This window comes from Thermoleptolyngbya oregonensis NK1-22 (assembly GCF_032705245.1).
In the GTDB taxonomy this organism is placed as follows: Bacteria; Cyanobacteriota; Cyanobacteriia; order Elainellales; family Elainellaceae; genus Thermoleptolyngbya; species Thermoleptolyngbya sichuanensis.
Genome location: NZ_CP053540.1, coordinates 3,446,289 through 3,470,968, shown reverse-complemented (window position 1 = coordinate 3,470,968; position 24,680 = coordinate 3,446,289). Strand labels below are relative to the sequence as shown.

The 24,680-nt window shown below is 58.9% G+C and carries 17 protein-coding genes, 1 tRNA gene and 2 pseudogenes; 10 read left to right on the top strand and 10 right to left on the bottom strand.

What is annotated here, in order from left to right; all coding sequences use genetic code 11:
- Positions 1 to 282: 282 nt before the first annotated feature.
- Entirely contained in the window at positions 283 to 2,880 is a 2,598-nt protein-coding gene (locus HNI00_RS14695; RefSeq protein ID WP_316787368.1) for a tetratricopeptide repeat protein, read from the top strand.
- A 518-nt stretch (positions 2,881 to 3,398) separates the two neighbouring features.
- The gene (locus HNI00_RS14690; RefSeq protein ID WP_316787367.1) at positions 3,399 to 4,694 is read left to right on the top strand and encodes an ABC transporter substrate-binding protein; all 1,296 of its coding nucleotides are present in this window, start codon (positions 3,399 to 3,401) and stop codon (positions 4,692 to 4,694) included.
- 486 nt (positions 4,695 to 5,180) lie between these two features.
- Here the strand turns inward: HNI00_RS14690 and HNI00_RS14685 are convergent, their stop codons facing one another.
- Entirely contained in the window at positions 5,181 to 5,369 is a 189-nt protein-coding gene (locus tag HNI00_RS14685) for a hypothetical protein (protein WP_068507289.1), read from the bottom strand.
- Positions 5,370 to 6,201: 832 nt separating this feature from the next.
- Between HNI00_RS14685 and thrC the strand changes: the two genes are divergently transcribed.
- A complete protein-coding gene (gene thrC / locus HNI00_RS14680; protein WP_225906889.1) occupies positions 6,202 to 7,302 on the top strand; it encodes a threonine synthase in 1,101 nt (366 codons plus the stop codon).
- Positions 7,303 to 7,411: 109 nt separating this feature from the next.
- On the opposite strand, the gene HNI00_RS14675 is transcribed toward thrC, so the two are convergent.
- Complete coding sequence (locus tag HNI00_RS14675; protein WP_316787365.1) at positions 7,412 to 7,654, bottom strand: helix-turn-helix domain-containing protein; 243 nt, start codon at positions 7,652 to 7,654, stop codon at positions 7,412 to 7,414.
- A 97-nt stretch (positions 7,655 to 7,751) separates the two neighbouring features.
- Between HNI00_RS14675 and HNI00_RS14670 the strand changes: the two genes are divergently transcribed.
- From HNI00_RS14670 to HNI00_RS22180, 3 genes and pseudogenes are all read left to right on the top strand, one after another.
- Positions 7,752 to 7,979, top strand: a complete 228-nt coding sequence (locus HNI00_RS14670) for a hypothetical protein (protein WP_316787363.1) — start codon at positions 7,752 to 7,754, stop codon at positions 7,977 to 7,979.
- Positions 7,980 to 8,166: 187 nt separating this feature from the next.
- Positions 8,167 to 8,844: a PD-(D/E)XK nuclease family protein gene (locus HNI00_RS14665; protein ID WP_316787362.1), complete on the top strand. Its 678-nt coding sequence runs from the start codon at positions 8,167 to 8,169 to the stop codon at positions 8,842 to 8,844.
- Between the two features lie 109 nt (positions 8,845 to 8,953).
- A pseudogene (locus HNI00_RS22180) lies at positions 8,954 to 9,172 on the top strand (hypothetical protein); the annotation flags it as partial.
- A 42-nt stretch (positions 9,173 to 9,214) separates the two neighbouring features.
- On the opposite strand, the pseudogene HNI00_RS22175 reads toward HNI00_RS22180, so the two are convergent.
- Positions 9,215 to 9,585: pseudogene (locus tag HNI00_RS22175) on the bottom strand (type II toxin-antitoxin system antitoxin DNA ADP-ribosyl glycohydrolase DarG); the annotation flags it as partial.
- 49 nt (positions 9,586 to 9,634) lie between these two features.
- Positions 9,635 to 9,706 (bottom strand) — tRNA-Thr (locus HNI00_RS14655).
- A gap of 404 nt (positions 9,707 to 10,110) precedes the next feature.
- Between HNI00_RS14655 and HNI00_RS14650 the strand changes: the two genes are divergently transcribed.
- Positions 10,111 to 11,442: a YcbK family protein gene (locus tag HNI00_RS14650; RefSeq protein ID WP_316787360.1), complete on the top strand. Its 1,332-nt coding sequence runs from the start codon at positions 10,111 to 10,113 to the stop codon at positions 11,440 to 11,442.
- 190 nt (positions 11,443 to 11,632) lie between these two features.
- Positions 11,633 to 12,691: a M4 family metallopeptidase gene (locus HNI00_RS14645; protein WP_316787359.1), complete on the top strand. Its 1,059-nt coding sequence runs from the start codon at positions 11,633 to 11,635 to the stop codon at positions 12,689 to 12,691.
- A gap of 76 nt (positions 12,692 to 12,767) precedes the next feature.
- Here HNI00_RS14645 and glgA read toward each other — a convergent pair whose 3' ends face one another.
- From glgA to HNI00_RS14620, 5 genes are all read right to left on the bottom strand, one after another.
- A complete protein-coding gene (gene glgA, locus HNI00_RS14640) occupies positions 12,768 to 14,264 on the bottom strand; it encodes a glycogen synthase GlgA (protein ID WP_316787358.1) in 1,497 nt (498 codons plus the stop codon).
- A gap of 157 nt (positions 14,265 to 14,421) precedes the next feature.
- Positions 14,422 to 15,114: a CAP domain-containing protein gene (locus tag HNI00_RS14635; protein WP_316787357.1), complete on the bottom strand. Its 693-nt coding sequence runs from the start codon at positions 15,112 to 15,114 to the stop codon at positions 14,422 to 14,424.
- 281 nt (positions 15,115 to 15,395) lie between these two features.
- The gene (gene hemC, locus HNI00_RS14630) at positions 15,396 to 16,355 is read right to left on the bottom strand and encodes a hydroxymethylbilane synthase (RefSeq protein WP_316787356.1); all 960 of its coding nucleotides are present in this window, start codon (positions 16,353 to 16,355) and stop codon (positions 15,396 to 15,398) included.
- Between the two features lie 198 nt (positions 16,356 to 16,553).
- Entirely contained in the window at positions 16,554 to 17,435 is an 882-nt protein-coding gene (murI, locus tag HNI00_RS14625) for a glutamate racemase (protein ID WP_420156366.1), read from the bottom strand.
- Between the two features lie 111 nt (positions 17,436 to 17,546).
- The gene (locus tag HNI00_RS14620; protein ID WP_316787354.1) at positions 17,547 to 19,442 is read right to left on the bottom strand and encodes an N-acetylmuramoyl-L-alanine amidase; all 1,896 of its coding nucleotides are present in this window, start codon (positions 19,440 to 19,442) and stop codon (positions 17,547 to 17,549) included.
- A 627-nt stretch (positions 19,443 to 20,069) separates the two neighbouring features.
- Here HNI00_RS14620 and HNI00_RS14615 point away from each other — a divergent pair.
- The gene (locus HNI00_RS14615) at positions 20,070 to 21,242 is read left to right on the top strand and encodes a 5-(carboxyamino)imidazole ribonucleotide synthase (RefSeq protein WP_316787353.1); all 1,173 of its coding nucleotides are present in this window, start codon (positions 20,070 to 20,072) and stop codon (positions 21,240 to 21,242) included.
- 213 nt (positions 21,243 to 21,455) lie between these two features.
- Positions 21,456 to 21,890 (top strand): hypothetical protein, encoded by a 435-nt coding sequence (locus HNI00_RS14610; RefSeq protein ID WP_316787352.1) that lies wholly within the window; start codon positions 21,456 to 21,458, stop codon positions 21,888 to 21,890.
- A 62-nt stretch (positions 21,891 to 21,952) separates the two neighbouring features.
- Here HNI00_RS14610 and HNI00_RS14605 read toward each other — a convergent pair whose 3' ends face one another.
- Entirely contained in the window at positions 21,953 to 24,667 is a 2,715-nt protein-coding gene (locus tag HNI00_RS14605; RefSeq protein WP_316787351.1) for a hypothetical protein, read from the bottom strand.
- Positions 24,668 to 24,680: the final 13 nt, after the last annotated feature.

Sequence of the window (24,680 nt, the reverse complement as noted above, 5' to 3'; positions counted from 1 at the left end):
GCATCGCTGCAACGCTGGAGCCTTTTTGTGTGAAATCTCTGGCATGAATCCAGTGTGGAACGTGACCCGCGTGGAGCGTGACTGATTGCGATTTTGGATTGCTGGTGAAGTGTCTGGAAGTCCTATGTGAAATTTGCTGGGAACGGACGGGCGGTTGAATGCGTCTCGGTCACTTTCTGGAATCAGTGAAATGCCCGTTAATGGGTTGAATTTAGGGTTGAATTGTCAATCCTGTCTCGATCCTGTCCCGATAGGAATTTTCCTGAGGCGAAGAACTGAGTAGTGCAATCGCCCCGTTTCTCACCCGCCTCGTTCTCGCCGTCCCGCCTGCAACAAGTCTGCAACAAGCCTGCGACCGTCCAAATCTCACCGCTGCCGTTCTTGCCGTTCCCTCCCGTGAGCCAGAGTTCCCCTCGTCAGAATTTGACCTTTAATCAGCAAAGCTACCTGCGGCTCAAGCTGGCGCTGAGCCTGAATCTGCGCCGACAGGTATTTATCGCCGTATGCGATGATCTGCCCCTGCGCGATCGCCTTGCCTCCCAACTCCAGGCAGATTTCTCCAACCCGTCGCCGATTCACCAGGGCGATCGCGCTTTTTGGGAAGTGGGAGAACGCCGCTATCCCCGGCTGGTGACGCTCGATCTCAACCTGTCTGACCCCAATCCGATCGTGCAGGTGGCGCAATGGCTGGCAGATTCGCCGCCGCCGATGAATGGCAAACGGCGCTCGCCCGTGCCCGCCTTTCAGTTTTTGGGGATCGAGCAACTCACGCGCCAGTCTCCGACTACTCAGCGCATGTTCATCACCCATTTGCAGGGCATCGAGCGCAGCCTGCCCGTGCTGGATTCTAGCCTGCTGTTTTGGATGCCGCAGCCCTGGTTTCGGCTGTTGCCCCAGTCGGCGCTGGAGTTTTGGCGCTGTCGAACGGGCGTGTTTGAGTTTGTTGGGGAGCCGACCCCGCGCCCACCCAGAACGATGACCCCCATCGTCAGCACAGCGCCCGCGGACAAACGCCCGCCCAGCCCGTCGCCCAATCCGTCGCCCAATTCACTGTCCAATAGCGCCGCCTCTTCGCCACCTGCGGCTCGCGCTGTGACACAACCCACGCCCCAGAAAGCCCCGCCCGCTGCACAAGCGCCTGCCAAGGTAGATGTAGCCCAAAAAGTTGAAAAAGTTGAGACACCGAGCGCCAAAGCGCCAGAATCCAAACGACCCGCCGAGGCTGGCGCAAGTCCTCCTGTGAATCCCTGGGCGATCGCCCCGTCTGCTCCACCTGCGGCCCCGACTGGAACGGTTCGCCCCGCCTCGCCTGCGAACTCCTCTGCGAACTCCTCTGCAAAGTCCCCAGCAGCCTCATCAGCCCACCCTGCGGCGATCGCCAAACCACCTGCATCCCCAGTTGCCGCTCCGCCGCCTGCCTCGTCTGCTGCTGCCAAACCGTCGTCTAGCCCCGTTTCTGGCTCGTTTCGGCTAGATGCCGCGCAGACTCCGACTCCCTCCTCGGTTTCCGTTGGGCGATCGCCTGCGACATCGGCGGCCATCGGAAAACCGCCAACCCCTCCAGCAGACTCGTCAGCCAGCCCACCGACCCCGCCCCAGCCGCCGCTGGCGAACCTAGCCCCGCCGACCGATCCCGACGCACAGATCACTCGACTGCTGGAGCAAATTGCCCATCTGCATCGACAGTCGGCCTCAGCGGCTCAATTGCAGGACGCTTATCGCACGCTGGGGGATGCCTATCGCGATCGCATTGAGCAGGGCGATACCAGTCTGCCCACCCTGATGGCTGCGCTGCAAGCCTACGAGCAGGTGATGGTGCGCCTGCCGGATAAATCGCCATTGTGGACGGATTTGCTGAATGACGTGGGCAATCTCTGCTGGCTGCTGTCGCGCAACTCGTCTGCCCCTGACCAGGTATTGCCCAACCTGCGGCAGGCGATCCAGTCCTACCAACTCGCGCTCAAAAAGCTGGACACCCACACCCAGGCCCAGAGCTATCCCATGCTGCACAACAACCTGGGGGCAGCCTACGCCGATTTGGCCCGCTACGAGCAGCCCGTTGAGAATTTACAGAAATCGGCGCAATCTTACCGAGAGGCACTGCGCTATCGGGATGCCAGCAGCGATCCTGCCCGCTATGCCTCGACGCAGAATAACCTGGGCACGACCTACTGGAATCTGGCGCAGCACCACCAGCCCAAAGAGTCTCTGAAGCGGGCGATCGCCGCCTATCAGGAAGCACTGAAATATCCCAATAGCCAGCCGCCGCTGAGCTACGCCATGATCCAAAACAACCTGGGCACGGCGCTGTGGAGTTTGGCGCAGATCGAGCAGCCAGAGGTCTACCTGCCCAAGGCGATCGCCGCCTATCGTCAATCGCTTCAGCAGCGCACCCTGGATGCGGCTCCGGCTGCCTTTGCCGCCACGCAAAACAACCTGGGCACGGCCCTCTGGCATCTGGCGCTGTGTCTGGGCGATCGCCCCCAAGAGCAACTTCAAAAGCTCCAGGCAGCCATCCAGGCTTACGAAGCCGCATTGCAGGGCGTAGCAAAGCTCGAAGCGCTATCCAGCCCAGCCATGCTCAGCTTTGACCCCGCCACCACACACAACAACCTCGGCCTCGCCTATTTCCACATTGCCACCCAGGTTCCCCGGCTCTTGGGCACTGCGCCAGAGGTCGCCCCCCTCGAAAAAGCGCTGCACCACCATCTCCAGGCCGCCACCCGATGGCAGCACCAGCCGGAACTGCGGCAAGCGGCGATGCAGAGCGTGTTGCAAACCCTGAAAGCCTTTTACGAACTGTTTGGAACAGCGGGGCAAAATCAGGCGCTCTCAACCGTACCTGCCCACTTGCTACCCGAACTCTTGCCCCGCCTATAGTTCCGCTGTGTTACGCGGCCTGTAGTACGCAGCCTGTAGTATGCAGTCTGTAGTACGCAGTCTGTAGTACGCATCTGTAGCACACCGCCTGTAGCACGCAGCCTGCAAGAACCATACGTCCAGTCCATACTTTTCCATAAAGACACCACCTGCTTTTTCTCCTATCGTTGAAAGCGCCAGGACTTAAGCACCTGCGATACGTTTTCTGGGTTTTGGGCGATTTCTCGTGAGCTGCGCCCGCGAGGAGTCGTCCAACTGCGTGAGTCCTAAGCGTTATAGGATGCCAACCAGTTGGGTTAATAAACCCATCGACTGACTTTGCTGCGGCATCACTCAAGCTAAAATCCATAGACGACTTTAGGAGAACCATAGGAGAGCATGGTGCAATGATGAAACGCTTCACATCGTTCAAGTCTGCCAAGTCTCGGTCTGCTAATTCTGCAAACTCTACTGAAACGACCACTCCAAAATTTAAGACTCTAACCCACCCAGGCCCATTAGCCAATGGTTCAGGCACATTGGGGCTGCGCTGGCTGGGACGAGGCGGGGCGATCGCCCTCCTGTTGGCCGCAGCCGCCTGCCAACCGCCTACGCCGACCAGTACTTCTAGCCCAGCCGCCAGTCCGGCCGCAGGCGGATCGGGTGCGCTGAAACTGGGGACGCTCTTGCCTGTCACGGGCGACCTGGCCCAATATGGACAGCCCATGCAAGATAGCGTCGGTTTCTTGGTGGAAACCGTCAATGCCTGTGGAGGCGTGATGGGGCAACCCGTGCAACTGGTGTCCGAGGACGACCAGACTGATCCAGCCGCAGGGGCGTCGGGCATGACCAAGCTGGCTGAGGTGGATCGAGTCGGCGCAGTGGTGGGCGCGGCCGCCAGTTCCGTCTCCAGCGCTGCTGTGGATATCGCGGTGCGAAATCAGGTCGTGCAAATCTCCCCCTCCAGCACCAGTCCTGTATTCACCGAGCGGGCGAAGAAGGGAGAATTTAACGGCTTTTGGCTGCGAACTGCGCCCCCCGACACCTTCCAGGGTGACGCGCTAGCCCAGCTCGCCAATCAGGAAGGCATCAAAACGATTGCCATCCTCGCCATCAACAATGACTACGGCAACGGACTCGTCCAGGCCTTCGTGCCTGCCTTCAAAGCCTTGGGCGGCACGGTCGTCAACGAATCCAACCCCACCAAATACGCCCCCAACGCCACCAGTTTTGACTCGGAAGTGGGCAGCGCCTTTGGCAGCAAACCCGATGCCGTGCTGATCATCGCCTATCCCGAATCGGGCAGCATCATTCTCAAAGCCGCCCAGGAGCAGGGCTTCCTCGACGGCACGACCAAGGTGCTTTTCACCGACGGCATGAAGACCGACAACCTGGCGGAACTAGTCGGCAAGACGGCCGACGGTAAGTTCATCGTGGCGGGCATGATGGGCACGGCCCCTAGTGCAGGTGGCCCGGGGCTAAACGACTTCCGCGATCGCTACCGAGAAAAGTTCAACCGTGACCCACAGGTCTATGACCCTAATAGCTGGGACGCGGCGGCGATCCTCGTTCTGGCAGCAGAAGCAGCCAAGAGCGGCAGTGGCCCCGCCCTGAAAGAAAGCATTCGCAGCGTGTCTAACCCCCCCGGTGAACAAACCACCGACATCTGCACAGCGCTGGCACTTGTTCGCGAGGGCAAAGACATAGACTTTCAGGGGGCAAGCGGCAGCCTGGACTTTGACGAGCAGGGTGACGTGGTGGGCAGCTACGACGTTTGGACGGTTAATGATGCCGGACAAATCGAGGTCAAGTCCACGATTAACGTCGGCGGATAAAATTGGCGGGTAGCGTCGCCAGATAGCGCCCAACGACTTCGTTTCACCCTGAAAAAGGCTTTGCCTGAACCCAATGCAGCGATGAAGGCATGGAGGGTTCAGGCAAAGCCTAAATGGTCGGTATATTGCCAGTATTTACACAATATGCAACTTTGCCGATCCCCCTCACCCTAAATCCCTCTCCCAGAGCAGGAGAGGGACTTCAAGCCTCGCTGCTCCCCTTCTCCCGACTTGGGAGAAGGGGTTGAGGGATGAGGGCAGGAGGGATGAGGGCAGATTGAAAATTGCACATCGCGTCAGTATCTGGAATTCTAAAGGCTTGGCTGAAGATCCTTAGCCCAAGACGTAGAGCCAGGATCGACCCAGGGTGGAACAAGCTCAGTAGCCCTTCTCAAAAGAGATGCGGCAAACTGAGACCCGCACACGCTGACAGGGCTGAGGTGCTTTGAAATCCTGGAAAGCCAGTTAAAACCTGGAGGCTAAAATTTAGCTGCCTGCGGAAACCAACTTGCGCTGCTTTTCAATTTGGAGCTGCTGAAGCAGGGCCTCGGCCTCGGCGCGGAGGTGCAACAGCTCAAGCTGATGGGCTTTGTCGTAGGGAAGCTTGTTCAGCTCTGGAGCGGGGGCGGCTGAAACAAGACTGCGATCGCTCTCAACTGCGGGGTTATCTAGCATAGCTCGGTCACCAACGTTACCAACAACAACGTCACCAACAATGGGAGAAACAGACGCATCCACAGAAACATTCACCGATTGACCAGTAGAAACCTGATCCAAAGACAGATGCAAAGTTGCGCTAGTCATTTGTACTCACTCACACCATTAAGTAATCTTAACTTAGTGCTAAAGATTGATCCTAGTCAAATAATTGATGCACCCACCGCAGAATGTGGCAGTTTGGGCACTGGTCAGCGTCCCGACCAAACGGCAGCGCGATCGCACTCAGTCGCACTTGTTCTCATGGGTTACGCAGCAAGCCCTCTGCGGGTAGACTTGAGATCCATCCCCCATTTCGCTCCTTCCCTCATTTCACTCCGTCCCTCATCTCACTCCAATTGTGCGATCGCCTTATGCGATTGCCTTGTGCGATCGCCCGCTTGCTGAACATGCCTTCCTCAGACCGCTTTTTCAAACTGCTTTTTCAAATCGAGCCTGAGTCTGAATCGAGTCCGAGTCTGATGAAGCCTCAGCCACTATAGGCGAAAATGGGAATCTTGAAACGAGTTTTGTAGCACCCTTTTAGAGATAGCCTTTTGAACACAGCGTCTAGATTCAGCAGTCCGAGCTTTTTGGAGCGGGGTTGAGACTGAAATACTAAATCTCAGTCTGAATCTCAATCTGAATCTTCAAAATCGACCTTCCAGCTAAGAGACTCCTGTTTTGCCCAATTAGTTGCCTGAAACCAACGCCACTTTTCAATAAAACTGCTTTTCAGCAAAACCGCTTTTCACCGCTTTTCAAACTTACGCTCAGTGATATTGCCGTGACCCTGACTTCTGATTCTCATCTGGTTCAACCTGTTGACCGACCTGCAAGTTCTGCCAGCAGCGCGGCTGCCTGGGGCGGGCTGATCGAAACCTATCGCCGCTATCTGCCCGTGACGGCGCAAACGCCCGTGGTGACGCTGCTAGAGGGCAACACGCCGCTGATCCCCGTTCCGGCGATCGCCCAAGAGATTGGTCGCGGCGTGCAGGTGTTTGTCAAATACGACGGGCTGAACCCGACGGGCAGCTTCAAAGACCGGGGCATGACCATGGCCATTTCCAAAGCCAAGGAAGCCGGAGCCGAAGCAGTGATCTGTGCCAGCACGGGCAATACCTCCGCTGCGGCCGCCGCCTACGCCAGACGGGGCGGGCTGCGTCCCTTTGTGCTAATTCCCGATGGCTATGTGGCGGTGGGCAAGCTGGCCCAGGCGCTCCTCTATGGCGCAGAGGTGCTGGCGATTCAGGGCAACTTTGACCGGGCGCTGCAAATTGTGCGCGACATGGCAGAGCATTACCCGATTACGCTGGTGAACTCGGTCAATCCCTACCGCCTAGAGGGGCAAAAGACCGCCGCCTTTGAAATTGTGGACGTGCTGGGCACTGCGCCCGACTGGCTCTGCATTCCCGTCGGCAACGCGGGCAACATCACCGCCTACTGGATGGGCTTTTGCCAATATCACCAGGAAGGCAAGTGCGATCGCCTGCCCCGGATGATGGGCTTTCAGGCGGCGGGCGCATCGCCCCTGGTCAGCGGGGCCCCAGTTCCCCATCCCGAAACGCTGGCCACCGCAATCCGCATTGGCAACCCCGCAAGCTGGGAAAAGGCGATCGCCGTCCGAGATGCCAGCCAAGGCGAGTTCAACGCCGTCACCGACGAAGAAATTTTGGCCGCCTACCGCCTGCTGGCCAGCCGCGAGGGTATTTTCTGCGAACCCGCCAGCGCCTCTTCTGTAGCAGGCCTGCTCAAGGTAAAAGATCGCGTGCCTGCGGAAGCTACCGTCGTCTGCGTCCTCACAGGAAACGGGCTAAAAGACCCTGACACCGCCATCAAGCATTGCGAAAACCAATTCAAAGGCGGCATTGCGCCGGAGTTAGAAGCCGTCGCGCAGGCAATGGGATTTTAGGAATTTGATCGATTGCGATTTTGGATTTGCGGTGAGGAACTTTAAGCGACTCTTGTTCTCCTGCTCACCACGCAGGAGAACTCGACGGTTTGCCCATGCCCTCAGCGGGTTAATCCAATCGCCTGGCCCAATATTCGTCCAGATACAGCCGCAAAAAGTCCCGTGCTGCCGCTGGATTGAGCGTGTCCAACGCCGCCACAATCGCAGGAATTGATTCTGCGGTGGGATCTCGCGTTTCGTTAAACCAATTGTTGACCGTGCCACGACTAATGCCCATCGTTACGGCTAGGCGATTTTGGCTAATGCCATAGGTGGTTAGAACAGTTCTTAGCGCATTGCCTGCTTTACCCATGCCCTCATCGTGTCAGAGGGTTTTGACGGAGTAAATGTCCCCAACTGGAGACAAATAGGCTATGATTGCAGATGTCACCAATTGGATACATCGCTCTATGGCAGAAGAATTCCCTACTGATGAACCCACGCCCCGTGCCGCCAAAGCCTGTTCCCATTACAACAAGATGATTTTGGTTGGCGCACCGGACTGGGTGAGCGGCACGATCGCCCGCCTGCACGGCGCTGGCATTGCCCATGTCCGGGACTGGAGCCGTTTAGTGCCTACGCACAATCCGGGCGAAGTGATGAGTCTTTTGCAAAGACTGCACCGCATGAGTGACTAAAGGCAACTGTTCAGCCAACTGTGCAGCGAAAGGAAGACTGTGCGATCGCCCCTAATATTTGCCGCCCCGGATATTTGCTGTCCCTAATATTTGCCGCTCCTGCATCGTTGAGGTTCCAGTTTAAGGGCGATCGCGCTCCTGCCCAGCTTCAGGGTTTAGACGGGCTAAGATCGGTTCGACGGGCAATTTGGCGAACGGCGTTTACAAGAATTCTGTCGTGGTGAAGCGGGCGAGGCGGGGCTATCTGGTCGATGCGGCGGGGCGATCGCTCCCCAGCGTCAGCACGATCCTCAACGCCACCAAGCCACCAGAGGCACGAGAGGCGCTGGCAAAATGGCGCGATCGCCTGGGGGCAGAGGAGGCAGGACGCATCGCCACCGCCGCCAGTCGTCGGGGCAGCCAGACCCACGCCCACATCCGCCGCTATCTGGCAGGCGAACATCCCACCTGTCCCGATGCCGTGCGCCCCTACTGGGAAAGCCTGGAGCCGATTGTTGCAGAAATCCAGAACGTGCGGCTGCTAGAAGCGCCCGTGTTTCACTATGACCTGGGCTATGCAGGCAAAGTGGACTGCGTAGCCAGCTATCGCGGTGTGCCCTGCGTGCTGGACTGGAAAACGGGCGATCGCCCCAAGGGCACTATCGAGCGGCTGTATGACGGCCCACTGCAACTGGCGGCCTACTGCGGCGCGGTGAACCATTACTGCGAAGCCGAGAAGATTCACATCCGCGAAGCCATGCTGGTAGTGGCCATTCCCCACCAGCCCGCCGAGGTTTTCTGGTTTGAACCGGGGGCGATCGCCCAATACTGGGGCCAGTGGCAGCAGCGCGTAGGGGAATACTATCGGCGCATGGGGTCGAGATAGCCGAAAAATTAGCGGCGATCGCCCTTCCGCAAAAAGCATGAATTGATGATGTAAAGACAGTCGAAACAGTAGTAAACCGCCTGCCGGCGACGGGTTTGGCAAACGTACTCGGAGCTTACGTCGCAAAAGTGAGCGGCCATTAGGGAGACAAGACGGTCATCCTGGTCAAACCCTGGACTGGCGGAGCGCCCCCGATGAGGTCGAGCGGCATCGGTTGGGAGCCTGTTCAGGGTGTGGGGTGTCCTTAGCGACGGTTCCGGTTGAGACAGTCTTGATGCCGATTTTGACCGGACGGCAAACGGTCGCAAAACGCCCCAGGAAGTCTTGACGAGCATCCAGCAAGATAACGCCTAATTGCCGCTAATTGGCTTTACAAAGAGGATAAATGGAACCAACCCTGCTCTGATAGGCGCTGCCATGCCTTTTGCACTGCCATGCCTTTTGCAAATGTTGGGGCTTGAAGAGCTGGCGCTTGCGATCGCTCCACTTGTGAACCAGGGCGATCGCCACTTCTACATCCTCCGCAGCGGCTGGGTCTTCCTTAGCAACCCAATGCAGCGTTACCAGCATCTCCATGCCATAGGGAGTCTCAAAGCCCTCAATCAGCTAGCTCACCTGCGCCAGCCGTTCGTGGGCATCCTGACAAGCCGCCAAAAACGCCTCTGCCTGGGCGTGCCTCTCTGGCAGCACATACATCTGGGAATGCTGAGGGCGATCGCCGTAGCCCTTGATATGGTGACCGTTGCGAAAAACCCTTGAAACTACTTAGCTTAAAGGGTTTCGGGATAGAAGCCGGTGATGAGATTTGAACTCACGGCCGCTCGATTACGAATCGAGTGCTCTACCACTGAGCTACACCGGCAAGGCTGCATCGAGCGCTGCAAAGTCAATTTTTACAGACAATCATGAATTATAGCAGCCCTGAGTGATTTATGAAATGGGTTTCTGCGCCCAGAGGTGGGCTGCGCGGGTCTTCCACGCTTCCAAAAATCGAGAGGACTGACGCAGTTGGACAATTTCTTGTGGGTGCAGCCCGCGAGAAGTTGTCCAAAACCCAAAGAGCGTATCGCAAATGCATAAGTCCTGATCGATTCAGGCCAGTCTATCTGGGATTGCTCCGGGTTGCCCTGTAGTCATAGCCAGTTGCTACAAAACAGCGGGGCGATGCCCAAAGCTGCAAAAGCTACAAAAGCACCTATCATGAGTAGGTCTATTTTCAGCGCTTGCTTTGGAGCGCTTTGAGCGAACTAGATTTGGGTGTTGCCGATGGTACAACTGATTCTGCGTGTGAATACAGCAACCGTGTTTAAGCTGCGGCCCGAGCCGACTTCTCTGTTGCAACCCAATGAAATGGTGGCGATCGCCTCTGGCAACACCTACCCGCTGCATTCCTATGCCTACGCCAATATCAATGGCTCCTTCAACGGACATATAAAGTTTGCATTGCAAAACCGAACCATCAACGGATTCAACACTTGGTTTGTGTCGAGTCTAGATGCTCAAGTCGAAGCCAACGGGGTCGTGGTCTACCCGCACGAAGATCAAGAGAGCATACCGATCCTCTGGATTAATCAAAATACAATCCTGAAGCGCCGCCCGGTCGATTCGTCTGCGTTGTCTCCTTCAGAACGAGTCTCGATCCAGCGGGGACGGACGATCAGCCTGCATTCCTACGCCTTCGCCGACGCACAGGGCGAATTTAACAACCATATTAAGTTTGCCATTCGCGATCGCATTGATTTCATCAACGGGCTAAGCACCTGGTTCGTGTTCAATCAGCACGCTTTCGTCACCTTTGATGGAGACGTGGTGTATCCCCCCGAAGACCCCAATGCGTTTATCTTGCGAATTACGCAAAACACGCTGTTCAAACGTCGCCCGGTGCAGTCGTCGCAGCTTGCGCCCAACGAACAGGCTCCCGCCGTTCCGGGGACGCTGCTGGTGATTGACAACTATGCCTTTGCCGATGCCCAGGGATCGTTCAACTCACACATCAAGTTTGCCCTCAAGTACGTCAAAGACAATATCTACGGGTTTAACACCTGGTACGTATTTGACCAACATGCACGAGTCGAGCAGGCAGGCAGAGTCGTTTATCCTAGACCCCAACCGACTCCGCCGCCGCCCCCACCGCCGCCCCCACCGCCCCCACCGCCCCCACCACCCCAGTACACGGGTCGGCCGTTTCGCCTGCCGGGCTATTCCTCCACGTTTTATACCGACCAGCCGATTATTCCCAACGGCAACTTTACCTGGGGCGAGGCAACCAAGAACGCGACGCGCATTCCCGCCACTAAGGCGATCGCCGACAATATCCTGGCCCTGGCGCGGGAGCTGCAACGGGTGCGAAACCAGATTGGCCGCCCCTTCCAGGTCAATTCCTGGTATCGTCCGCCAGATGTCAACTCGGCAGTGGGCGGAGCAACCAACAGCCAGCACCTCTACGGCAAGGCAGTCGATGTGCAGGTGCAGGGCTTGAGCGGCCGCCAGGTGGCGAATGCAGTGATGCTGTCCTGGAATGGCGGCATTGGCATCTACAGCAACATGCCGAACGTGATCCACCTGGATATCGGGCCAAAGCGCACCTGGGGGTTTTAGGGACGCAGCCATCTCCCACTGAGGGCGAGCGTCCCGTCACACGATCGCTCAGGGCTTACGCAGGCGTGTTTCTAGTCCAAAAAGATAAGCTGTAGCAACCTAGACCCCCGTTTTGTGGTCGTTGCTTTAGCGCTGTTTCACCGTCTCTTGTGTCAGTCCTGCTCATTTTTAGGATTAGGAGCGAGTCTTTATGCGTCACCTTTGTCGTCCAGGCTGTCGGTGTTCTTTTATTCCCCCGGTGATTGCAGAGCATCTTGCCCGCAAAGGGGTTGACGATGCCCGCGTCAGCTATCAGCAGAGCCGCAAGATGCGAGAAAAGCGGAAAGCGACCGCCGCCGCCGTCAGCATGGCGACCTTTACCGGGGCGGCTCCTGTGGGCAAGAGCGATCGCCTCGTTTACGACTGCGAACAAACCTGGCAGCAGCGGCTCAAGCTGGTGCGTGGCGAGTCTGATCCAGAAACGGGCGATGCCGACGTGACGACTATTCACAACTACGCAGGTGTCGTCCGCGACTATTTCCAAACCGTCATGGGGCGCAACTCGATTGACAACCTAGGCATGGATTTAATCCTGAATGTCCACTTTGGCTTGCGCTATCTCAACGCCTTCTGGGACGGGGACGAAATGACCTTTGGCGATGGCGATGGCAAGATTTTCACCAGCTTCGCCAACTCTCTGGATGTGGTGGCCCACGAGCTAACCCACGGCGTAATTCAGTTCACCGCCAATCTCGAATACAAGGGGCAATCGGGGGCGCTAAACGAACACTTCGCCGATGTGTTTGGCACTGCCATTACGCAATATGCCGAAGGGCAAACCGCCAGCACCGCCGACTGGCTGATTGGCGATGAGATTATGGGGCCGACGCTATATGGCGAGGCGCTGCGGTCGATGAAGGAGCCGGGAACAGCTTACGACAACGACCTGCTGGGCAAAGATCCACAGCCTGGGCACATGCGCGACTATTTCAGCGGCCCCGAAGATAACTTTGGTGTGCATATCAACAGCGGCATTCCCAACAAGGCGTTTTACCTGACCGCGATGGAAATTGGCACTGAGAATGCTGCCTACATTTGGTTTAGTGCGCTGCAAAAGCTTTGGCCCACGGCTCAGTTCGACGATGCAGTGGCAGTGATTGTGACGGCTGCCCGCGAACTGACCCGCGATGGCAAGGTTCCTTTGGGGTCAACACAGGTGGTGCGCTCGGCGTTTAAGGCGGTTGGGCTGCCAGTCGGAGCAAGTCTATAGAGGAGGAGAGAGGACGAGGGTTTGGGGATCTGGCTGCATAGCTCCAGGGAGAATGAGACAGATCCCCATTATTCGGCTAGGCGACCTTTTCCTTGGCAGCGGCTTCGGCAGTTGCATCTGGAGTTGCTGCGTCGGGGGCTGGATGCTCCGAAGTCGCAGCGGCTTCATCGGCTTCGGCCTGCGGCTCGTCATCCGACTCTGGCAACCCCTTGATGCGGCGGTAGATCTTCTCGTACTCGCGGGCTGAGTGATCCCAGGCAAAATCCTGACGCATAGCCCGCTGCTGGAGCGATCGCCACTGGTCTTTGTACTGGAAGCCTTCCCAGGCGCGGATCATGCAGGTATACAGATCCAGCGGCTCGTAGCGGTCAAAGCAGTAGCCCGTGCCTTCATTTTCTGAGGGGACATGGTGCTGCACCGTGTCTACTAGGCCACCCGTGCGCCGCACGATGGGAATCGAGCCATAGCGCATGGCGATCATCTGGCTGATGCCGCAGGGTTCAAACCGAGACGGCATCAAGAAGGCATCGGTGCCTGCATAGATGCGGCGGGCCAGGGTGTCATTGTGCAGCAGGTACACGGCAACGCGGCCAGGGTGGCGCGAGGCAATATGCCATAGCTCGGTTTCATAATAGCGATCGCCCGTGCCCAGCACCACCACCTGACCGTCCGTATAGGAGATGAACCGATCTAGCATTTGGATCACCAGATCTAGACCCTTCTGTTCCACCAGGCGCGTCACCATGCCCAGCAAAAAGGCCTTGGAATTCACCTCTAGCCCTAGTTCTTCTTGCAGTGCAATTTTGTTTTCGCGGCGGTTTTCCAGAGTGTCAGCAGTAAAGTTTTGCGGAATCTGGCGATCGCGCTCCGGGTCAAACAGCCCTTGGTCAATGCCGTTGAGAATCCCCACGAGCTTGCCGCTGATGTAGGACAGCAGCCCTTCTAGCTGTTCGCCATACTCCGGCGTTTTAATCTGCTCGGCATAGGTCGGCGAAACCGTTGTCACCATATCCGCAAACTGCACCGCCGCCGCCATCGTGTTGTGCCCCTGCATATACCACGGGCACCAGGTCATCTGCTCCAAGCGCCAGCGCCACGGCCCCTGATAGGCCAGGTTGTGAATCGTGAAGACAGTCTTGATGTCTTCGGTTTCGTGCATCCACACGGGAATCATGCCCGCGTGCCAGTCGTGGCAGTGAATCACGTCCGGCCGCCAATAGTTCCAGGCAAACTCGGAAGCTGCATTGGCAAACAGCGTGAACCGCCAGTCTTCGTCTTCCCCGTAGTAGATGCGGCGGGGCATAAAGGAGGGATGCCCAAACAGATAAACCGGGACATCGGTTCTGGGCAGCTTGCTTTCAAAAATTTTGAAATTCTGAAACATTGCCGTGCCAGACCAGACGGGCTTTTTGGGAATTTCCATCTTGTCTGGCAAAAAGCCGTAGTAGGGCATAAAGATGCGAACATCGTGCCCCATCTGCCGCAGCACTTTGGGCAGTGCGCCCACTACGTCGCCCATGCCGCCTGCTTTTGCCACCGGGGCCGCTTCGGCCGCCACAAACAAAATTCGCATCGTGACCCCCCTGAGTCTCCCGAACGTCTCGATTGTGCGTTCATCCTCTAGCGCGACGCACAACACCTAAACCCTAGCAAGTTTCGGTAACGTTTTCGTAATTATTTTAGGACTGATCCCGTCGGCGGGGAGTTCGCAAGGGGGGGTGGCTGAGGGACTAATAAACGCGGCGACCGTAGTAATTTCCGGGCGGGCTATAGCGACAAACCAGGATGTCGTTGCCGCCTGCGGTGGAGAGGGCACAGCCGACGTGGGTGGTGTCGCGCCAGATGATTTGGGTATAGTGCCCCACATCGGCCCAGTTGCCAGTCGTGCTGACGTTAGGGAAGGTGCCCGGACGAAAATACCGCTTTTCGTCGCCCCAGCCGGTCACCATGTCGTCGTAGGAAAAGTAGCCCGACGTGCCCATCCACAGATTTTCGCCCTCGCCCGTGCCCTGGCTGTGAACCAATCGACGGCCGCCCCGTGCGGCCAGTTCGTTTGCCCAGCCTTGGGCATTTTGCGCCAGTTGGTCTGACCATTGCAGCGGCGGCAGGTTTAGCTCGGTGCGATAGCGATTGTGAGAAGCCAGCATAGTGTCCACAAAGGCTTCGTCCGAGCGGTCGGCTCGCCGCTGAGGGGCTTCGCGCCATGCCGATGCCCGTCGCCCTAGAGGATGCCATTCCAGAGAAGACTCAGATGGCCCAGATGGCTCAAATGACTCAAAAGATGACTCAAACGATTGCTTGGATGATCGCTCAAACCAGGTCAAGGCCTGCTCTGTGGCGATCGCCTGTTGGTGGAGCCAGCCCATGCCCAGCAGCAGCAGACCGCCCAATCCAGCGAAACCCGTTCTCAGCCCTTTATCCATGATGGCCTCTGGGATTGTTTCTAGACTTGTTTCTAGACTCGTTTCTAGACTCGTTTTAAGATTTTAAGAAGATCGGGCGATCGCCCCTCAGTTGATGCACTAGTTGACGCATAGAGAGACACAGAAACAGGCAAGAACAACAACAGGCATGAACAACTGGGCGATCGCACTACCTCTGAAGATGCATCGCCAATTGGAGAAGTTCCTGATTTGGAGTGAAGGTTCAGACGATGCGGTCACTTAACCAATGTGGTCACTTAACCGATGCGGTCACTTAACCTCTAACCCCGCTGAATCGTAGCAAAGATTTCGTCCAGCACGGCCTGTGCGCCCTGTTCCTTGAGCCGATGGGCCAGGTCGATGCCCAACTGCTCGGCAGTGTCGGGTGCGCCCGAAACCGTATCTTTGATGAGCGTTTGTCCATCCAGGCTGGCCACCAGTCCGGTCAGCGTCAGCGTGTCGCCCTCGATGACGGTATGAACCCCGATGGGAACCTGACAGCCGCCCTCTAGCTCTCGCAGAAAAGCGCGTTCGGCATAGCAGCGCTGGGCGGTGGGGGTATGCTCCAGCACCTTTAGCACACTGAGGATTTCCGGGTCTTCGGTGCGGCATTCGATGCCCAGAGCGCCCTGCCCCACCGCATGAAGCGACACATCGCTGGGAATGTTTTGGTGAATGCGATCGCCCATGCCCAGCCGCTTCAGCCCCGCCACCGCCAGGATCAGCGCATCATATTCGCCCGCATCCAGCTTGGCCAGCCGCGTGTTCAGGTTTCCCCGCACGTCTTTGAAAGCCAGGTGCGGGTAGTGGTGTCGCAGTTGCGCCAGCCGCCGCAGCGACGACGTGCCAATCACCGCGCCCTCTGGCAGGGTGTCAAGCTGCTTGTCTTGATGCTTTTCATGCACCACCAGCGCATCGGCAGGGTCTTCGCGCTCAGTCACGCAGCCCAGCATCAGCCCCTCCGGCAGGCGCGTCGGCAAGTCCTTGAGCGAATGCACGGCAAAGTCGATGTCGCCGTTCAGCATCCCCACTTCTAGCTCTTTGGTAAACAGCCCCTTGTCGCCAATCTTGGCCAGCGCCACGTCCAGAATCTTGTCACCTTGGGTACTCATGGTGTGAACCTCAAAGGTGTGCCCCGGAAAGGCTTTTTGTAGCTCGGACTGCACCCAGTGGGTTTGCACTAGGGCAAGTTGACTTTTGCGAGAACCGATGCGAATGGTGCGGGGAGGACTGGCGATCATGTGCAAAGAAGTGTGTACAAAAACAGCGGAATGTTAAGCAAGCCGTAGATTTGAGGCATTTTGAGCCAACTACCAGCTTACCGTAGGGTGGCCCACCCCAAGGGTGAATGCAGGGGAATTCACTGAGGAATTGGCCGGAGAATTCCAGGGGTGGAGAATTCCAAGGGCGATCGCCCCACCCCAGCCTTGGCTTTGCATTCACTCCGAGGTTTCCAGCGGGGCGATTCGTGAAGCGATCCCTTCGGGAATCGCCCTTGCCGTCGGGATTGCAGGGGTCACAGCGGTTAAGTCTACCCGCTCAGTGATGGGCAAATAGCCGAGCCACTGCTGTGAAAGTTGAGCAAAGCTCTCTGGGCAGCCGCTGACGCAAAACCGAGCCGTGCGATTGGCATAGAGATTTCGCAGCCCCAGCAGATCTAGCTCTCGCGCCGCCGCCCGCACCACATGCACCGCCGGATCGACAAACTGCACCGCAGGCGGCAGGAGCGATCGCAGCACGGGTTTCAAATGCGGATAGTGCGTACAGCCAAATACCAGCGTGTCGATTTGCGCCTGGATCAGCGGCTCCAGATACCGCTGGGCCACCTGTCGGGTGTGGGGGTCATGAATCCGGTTTTGCTCAATCAGCGGCACAAACTCCGGACAGCCCACCTGCCAAACGGCGATCGCCTCGTCAATTTCATGAATCGCCCGTCGATAGGCATCGCTAGCCGCCGTAAAGGGTGTAGCAATCACCCCAATTCGCCGCCCCCGCTGCACGGCCGCCCGCGCCCCCGGCAAAATCACGCCCAAAATCGGCATCGGAAACTCGGCCCGCACCACGTCCAGCGCCTTGGCAGAACTGGTGTTGCAGGCTACCACCACCATCTTCACCCGCTGCTGCGTCATCCAGGTCAAGATCTCCCGCACAAATTGCAGCAGTTCCTCCTCCGAGCGGGTTCCATAGGGCAGCCGCGCCGTGTCGCCAAAATATAGCACCGATTCATTCGGAAGCTGGCGCTGGATCTCCCGCAGCACTGTCAGCCCGCCCACGCCGCTGTCAAACACACCGATGGGGGCCTGGGCATCGCCTGTTGTCAAGAGGACGGATTCGCAAAATGTCCCGTTTGGTTCAGGAGAGAGCGGGTCTGAGGCGCGATTAACCGAGTCTGAGAACGAGGCAGAGTTAGACACAGGCTGCAAACGAAATGTTTAGAAGTTTTGCTGAATATATTGCAGGATACCCTGTGCGATCGCAAATGCCATGCGTTGTTGTCCCTGAGCGCTGCCCAAAAACGCTGCATCCTGCGCTCCAGTTACAAACCCCGTTTCCAGCAATACGGCGGGCATTGAGGTGTTGCGAATCACGTAGAATCGGGCACTCCGCAAGCCGCGATCGTTCAAGCCCGTATTCCGAACCATGCTGTCGTGAATCACGCGGCCCAGCCGTGCCCCCGCTTCCGAGGCGTAGTAGGTTTCAATGCCGTTGACATCGGGGCGATCCATGCTGATAGCGTTGGCGTGAATACTGACGAAAATATTTGCCCGCGCCCGTTCAGCAATTTGCACGCGCGGTGCTAGGTCAATTTCTCGATCGTCTGTGCGAGTCATGACCACCTGCACGCCTTGCTGTTCTAGTAAGCGAGCCACCTGGGTTGTAATCGACAAGACAATATCTTTCTCGCGTATCCCGCCAATGCCCACTGCGCCCGGATCTCGACCGCCGTGTCCCGCATCTAGCACGACCACGACGCGGCCGGTGGGGACGCGGGGCAGGGTAGTGGTGGGGGGTGTCACGATTGGGGGCGGGGTGGTGGGCATGGGCGGGGTGGGAGGCTGGGCAGCGCCGCGCAGTTCTAGAGCCAAGAGGCGATCGCTCGGCTGGATCACATCTCGAATCACCACACCAGCAGCAGGCTGCACCAAAATCGCCACCGTCCGCTCGTCTTCTTGCAACAGGCGCACCTGCTGAATGGTGCTGTTCGCCGTGATTTGTGGGCCAATCACCCGCTCCGCCAGTCGAGCATCGGGAATCGTAATTCGATAAAAAATCCGCCCCCGATCCCAATCGCTGGTGTAGGTAATCGGCTGATCCGCCCGGATGAGCAACTGCTGACCATTACTCGACAACTCCACCGATTGCACTGTCGAAAGACCGCTGACGGGCGGCTGACTAGGGCGCGGCGGCGGGCTGGGCGAGGTGGGAGGGGCGATAGGCGGAGTTGTAGGGGGGAGCGGGGTCGGCGCAGGCTGGGACGGACGGGTCGCCACCACGCCGCTGTTGGCATTCAGGCTGGGCAGCAGCACAATCCCCCCAAAATCACTGACGCTGGCCTGCCAGCCACGACGGTTGCGGTCGTTTCGGCTACCCGACAAGCGCAGCGATAGCCGCACAACGCCATTCCGCTGGGGTTCCAGCCGCAGCCGCTCCACCCCGCGATGATTGGGCCGCAAATCGCGATTGGTCAACTGGGGCGAAACCTGGGCATTGGCAATGTCGAACTGCACATCTCGCGGATCGCTGTTGCGGCGCAGCGTCAGGCGAGGCACACCCCCGCTGGTGCGGATAAAAAAGCCGTCTTGGGTAATTTGCACCTCGTCAATCTGGGCGGGGCCCGCCGCTGGGGGCGCAGGCGCAGGCGCGGGAGGGTTGGGTGCGGGCAGCGGCGTTCCGGGGGTGGGGGAAGGGCTGCCTGCAACGGGCCCGCCGACAAACTGCGGCGTGGGAATTTGCACAGACCACTCGGTTGGCGTGGCCCCGCGCACCAGCACCCGCTGCGGGTCGAGGGTATAACCGGGCATTAGCTCGATTACGATGCGCGTGGTCTGAGCGTCTACCTGCCCCAGGCGAATTTCCCGAATGCCGCCGGTTCCACTCTGGCGGGTTGTCGAGCGACCGAGGGTAATTCCTGGCAGGTCAATGACCAGGCGAACGGGGTCGGAAATGAGTTGGGCCCTGGGCTGCACGCCGTCATCGGTGGTAAAGACCAGTCGGTTTTCCGCCGAGTTAAACCGCCAGGATTGCAGCGTGCCCGCTTCAGCAGAAACGGCAATCAGGAGAGACCCTGCAACGCCCAGCACACCAGACAATAACCAAGAAAATCTCACAATCAACCTCTTAAAACACCGATTGGGGAGTTGGGGCAGATGCAGCTGAGTCGCACAAACCTCCATCGCAATCGACCAAAACCGATATTAATCAGGTTTGGCGCAGTTGCGATCAGATTTAACTGGGAAAATCTCAAAGAATTGAGAATCGAACCGCCTCCTGAAGAAACCATCCATCATACCGATCTCTGGAGGGTTCAGGGCAGCATCGACGAAACTTGTCTATCGGACGTACCGAGCTTCACATAAGTTTCTAGGTTTGCGGAAATTCCAAAAGCGCAGGTGAAGTACTAGCCCCGTCAGAGGCCTACGCCTGGAGTTGATGCTGTTCAGGACAGTTTTGAGGAATTTGATCTCCGAACCAGCAAGCCTTGGGGGTATCCCCCAAACCCCCTTTGCAGGGGATGAAGCGTCCCCCACACCCCCTCCTAAGGACTTTCTGGTTTGTTCTGAGAGGTCGCCTCGCATTGCAAGGGCGGCAGGGGCGATTCGCGAAGCGTTCGCGCAAGCGGTGCAGCGCACTTTCCTTTCGGGAATCGTGCTTTGGTTTTTCGAGGGTTTTGGGCAGTCGCTATACTGATGCAGAATACTGATGCAGACAGAATGCTGTGGTGGCGATAGACAGGGATGACAGGGAGCGATGTGAAGCGGGTTGGGGTAATTGGCGGCGGGCAGCTTGCCTGGATGATGGGCGCGGCGGCCAAGAAGCTGGGGCTGGATCTCATCGTGCAAACGCCGAATCAGGACGATCCGGCGGTGGGCGTTGCAGAGGAGGTGGTGTTGGCGCAGGTGGAAGACGCATCGGCAACGGCGTATCTGGCCCAGCAGTGTGACGTGATTACGTTTGAGAATGAGTTTGTGGATCTGGCAGGGCTGGGGGCGATCGCCTCGCAGGGTGTGTTGTTTTTGCCGTCTTTGGGGGCGATCGCCCCTATCCTCGACAAGTTCGATCAGCGTTCCTTTTATCAGTCCATCCACGTTCCTACGCCCCGCTTTCAGGCAATCACCCATGCGTCTGAATTGGATGCGAGCTTTGAGTTTCCGGTGGTGCTAAAGGCGCGGCGACATGGCTATGACGGTTACGGCACGTTTGTTTGCAAAACCCAGGCAGAACTGGAAGCAGTCTTGCGAAAGCCGGGACAGTCGTGGCTTGTGGAAGCCTTTGTGCCGTTTGAGCGGGAACTGGCGGTGATGGCGGCGCGGGGGCGATTTCCCCAGGGATCGCTTCATGAATCCCACGAAATCGCGCTGTATCCGGTGGTGGAGTCGCAGCAGGAACAGCAGGTCTGCCGCCGGGTGTATGCGCTGAACGAGTTTTCTGAGAGTGTAACGGAGCAGGTGGGGGCGATCGCCCGCCAGATTCTCACTGCCCTGGATTATGTCGGCGTGCTGGGCATTGAGCTATTTCTGACGACCGACGGGCGTGTGCTGGTCAACGAAATTGCGCCCCGCGTCCACAATTCCGGGCACTACACCCTCGATGCCTGTGCCACCTCGCAATTTGAGCAACATCTGCGGGCCGTGGCGGGGCTGCCGCTGGGGTCTACGGCGCTCACCTGCGCGGGCGCGGTGATGGTCAACCTGCTGGGCGTTGAAACTGCCAAGTCTGACTATGCCGCTCTGCGCCAGCGGCTTGCCACAATTCCCCAGGCTCAGGTGTATTGGTATGGCAAATCTGAATCGCGGCCGGGGCGCAAGCTGGGCCATGTCACCGTGTGCTTGCAGCCAGGGCAGGGGCGGGCAGAGGCAGAGGCGATCGCCCACCAGGTAGAAGCCATTTGGTACGGCGACTCAGACTAACGCCATCCCCCCAACGCCAGCCGATCTGGGTTCTGGCACAGCGATCGCCCGACTCTCAGGAATCTTTTCGAGCGGGAATGAAGCTACTCAACGTGCAGACCGCAGTACACGCACTTCACACTCGCTGCTGACGTGTTGCTGACGCGCTGCTGAATGGTTTGCACACATCCTGTTGAGTCACTTTGAGTCACTTTGAGTCAAATTTTGAACACTATGATGAACGCGAAACTGAATGGATTACGACTAGTCTTGGGAACCGGACTGGCAATAGGTCTGTCTATGCCTGCGATCGCCCAAATGGCCGAAGTTCCCACGCCAAACCGCAGCGGCGATTACACGACTGCCATCATGCAGGGAAACCGGGGCAATTACTACAACCGTCGCTGGCTGGTGGTCGATCCAGACCCAACCTATCTGAACTGTCGCGTCAGTCCCAATGGAGTCGTGCGATCGCGCATTGCGCCTGGGGCAATCCTGACGGCCGAGTTTGTGCGAAATGAAGCGATCGTCTTCCAGAATGGCGCTCCCTGGCTGCGGGTGCGCGGTACGGATGCGCTCACCTTTGCCCAGCCGGGGCAAACCCTGGGAACGTGCTACGTCCGTGCCAATCGGCAATATATCGCGCCGATTAATGAAGACGCTCGGTAGTGTTGATTTTGGATTTTGGATTTTGGATGGCTTGTCAAATCGCCTCTGCTTAGTCGCTTGGCTTAGTCGATTGGCTCGAAGCGCTGTGGAGACGCAAGCCACCGCCGCAGCGTAACGCGATCGCCCTGCGTGATTACCAGGACGGGCGCTGTCTCCCCTTCCAAGCGGGCGATCGCCACCAGTTGCGTATTCGTCGTCAGTTCGTTGTAGACCAGGCTGCCGCTGGCAGAAAAGATCAGCGTGCGGAGCGGGGCATCCGACGAGGCACTGGATGGGGCAGGGGATGGGGCAGGGGGGCTGGGCGATGCGCCGAGCAATTCCAGATCGTCTGACTCTGGCGCGGGTTCGGCAGGGGGCGGATCGAGCAGGTCGGGATGCAGCACCAGAATCACCTCCGGCTGGCGATTCGAGTGATCCCTGCGGGAATCGCCCGTCAGGTCGGCAAGCTGCACGCTCCAGGAGCCGAAGGCTTGGGCCAGCGCCTCTGGGTCGTCGGCAGGCGGCAGCGGCAGGTTTGGTCGGGCGCGGCGTAGCTCGGTGGCAAGGGTTCGCAGAATGGCGCTACCCTGCTGTGGCTGTTGCAACTGGAGGGCGGCCAGGGAGGTGCTGTCGGTGGGCAGTTCCCAGTTGAGCGCGGCCTCCGACAGGACGAGATGGGGGCGATTGGCCAGGGAGTCTCCCAGGGGTTGGCCGCTGGCCAGCAGTTGAATGGCGCTGCCCTGGAGCCGCAGCGCCCGCACGGTGAGCGGATGGGACTGCATCTGGGCCTGCGGGTTCCAGGTGGTGTACTGGAGCGTGGGGCGATTCCCGTAGGCAGCGCTTTGCGAATCGCCCAGTCCGAGTTGGTTCCACAGAAAACCCGGAGTCAGGCGGCTGGACAACTGAGAAAATGGGGCGTGCTGCCAGGTCGTGCCGTCGTGATAGCGGGTCAGGGAGATGCGATACCACACCTCACCATCGGGCAGCGTTGGCAGGGCAGAGCCATCGGGTGTGTCCCAGTCGCCGGGGCGGGGGCTGGGCAGGGGCGTGGCAGTGCCAATCAGGCGGCTGGGGTAGAGGGTCTGACCGTGCAGGGGCAACTGGTCGAGGCGGCGCAGAACGGCTTGGGTGCGCGGGTGCAGCGGCGAGGCTGGCGTTTTGGGAATCGGGGCGCAGTTTTGGGTCTGAAGCCAGGCGATCGCCTCCTCTCGTCCCTGACGCAGCATCACCACCAGCCCGCCGATAAACTGGGCATCGGTGTGGTCAGCATCCACCCGCAGCATCGCCTCGGCCCGCTGCCGCCAGCGGTTTGCATCGCCGCCAATCAGCGTCCGCAAATCGGCCCCGTCGCGCAGGGCGGTTTGCAGCAGGGCGATCGCCGCCTCCCATCGGCTGTCGATAATCAGCGTGGCTAGGCGCTGGCTGGGGCTGGCACGATCGCGCTCGGCCTGGGCGCGGGTGGCGGCGGCGTGCAGCGCAATCAGGTCAAGCTGGGCCTGGGCGGCCGCATTCCAGGTTTTGGGATTGCGTTTTTTATAGCCCTCCATCCAGGCGCGGGCGTGGCTCCACAGGCCGTTGCGGGCGAGAAACAGCGCGTTTTCCAAACTCTGACTGGCAAAGGGGGGCTGTTCTAGGGCGATCGCCTCCAGCCGCACGATGCCGCCCTCGGCCGGTTTCACCTGATAAACCGTAAATTGAGGCTCCAGCCCCACGGTTTGATCAACCACCAGTTCTGGCGGGTCATCGCCTGTGACCGCCTGCCAGCGGGGGCGGCGAACCAGGCTACTCCAGGAAAGCAGCAGCCGCAGCCGTCGCTGAGCCGCATCGTAATAGCCGATTTGCCCATAGGCGATCGCCTGACTGCCTCGCCGCTGCTGTCCGCTGAGGGAAAACCAGCCGTCGGGTTTGGGCGCATCCCCTTCAATCGGCTCGATCTGTTGCAGGGGCAGGCGACGGGTCGAACCTTGCCCCGCCGGAGCGCCCTCCGGCAGCAGCGACACCACGCCAAATTCCCTGGGGCCCGCCACCGGCAGGCGATCGCCCAGTTGCAGTCGGGTGTCGCTGCTCAGCCGTCCGGCACTGTCCAGCGGCGTTTCTAGGTGATAGGCCCGCAGTTCGACCAGGTGCAGGCAAGCCTCGGCAGGGTCGGCGCAGCGGGGCTGGGCAGCCAGCACAGGCACCAGCACCACGGTTGCCTTTTCAGCCGATGCTCCCCGACCGACCGACCGCATCAGCGGCGTGCCCAGCGTCCGGTTTTGCTGGGCGGCTTCTGCCTGGATTGCGCCCCAGCTTCGCGGCGTATCGTCGCGGATAAAGGCTTCCCGGTTCCACTCCGGCAGCGCCCAGCCCAGCCAACTGACCCGCCCCGGATTCACAATCAGCCAAAAAGCCGTGCAGCCCACCATCGCCACGAAACTGCCGCTGCCCAGCCAGAGGAGCGTCGCCAGCAGGCTCCCCAGCCAGGGGCGCTGCTTGGGCGGCGGCGGCGACACCAGCAGCTTCACGCCGTTGGATTCGACCGGGGGATTTTCGGCTAGAAACGCTTCTTCCCAGTCCTCCAGCGAGTCTTCTAGCGACAGATCGACCGAGCGCGACTCCGAAGCAGGCTGCTTTGCGAATCGCCCCACCCACACGTTGACCTTGGGGCGAGGAGCTGCCGTCGTCTCTGGAGAGGGCGGTTCTGGCGACACAAAAACCTTGACTCTGGGCGGCGTGATGCGGAGGTGACGGGCCGCCATAGACGACGAAGACGGACTCTGCTTTTGGGCTGGACGGGTTCGACGGGCCGGTTTTTTCATCACCGCTGCATCA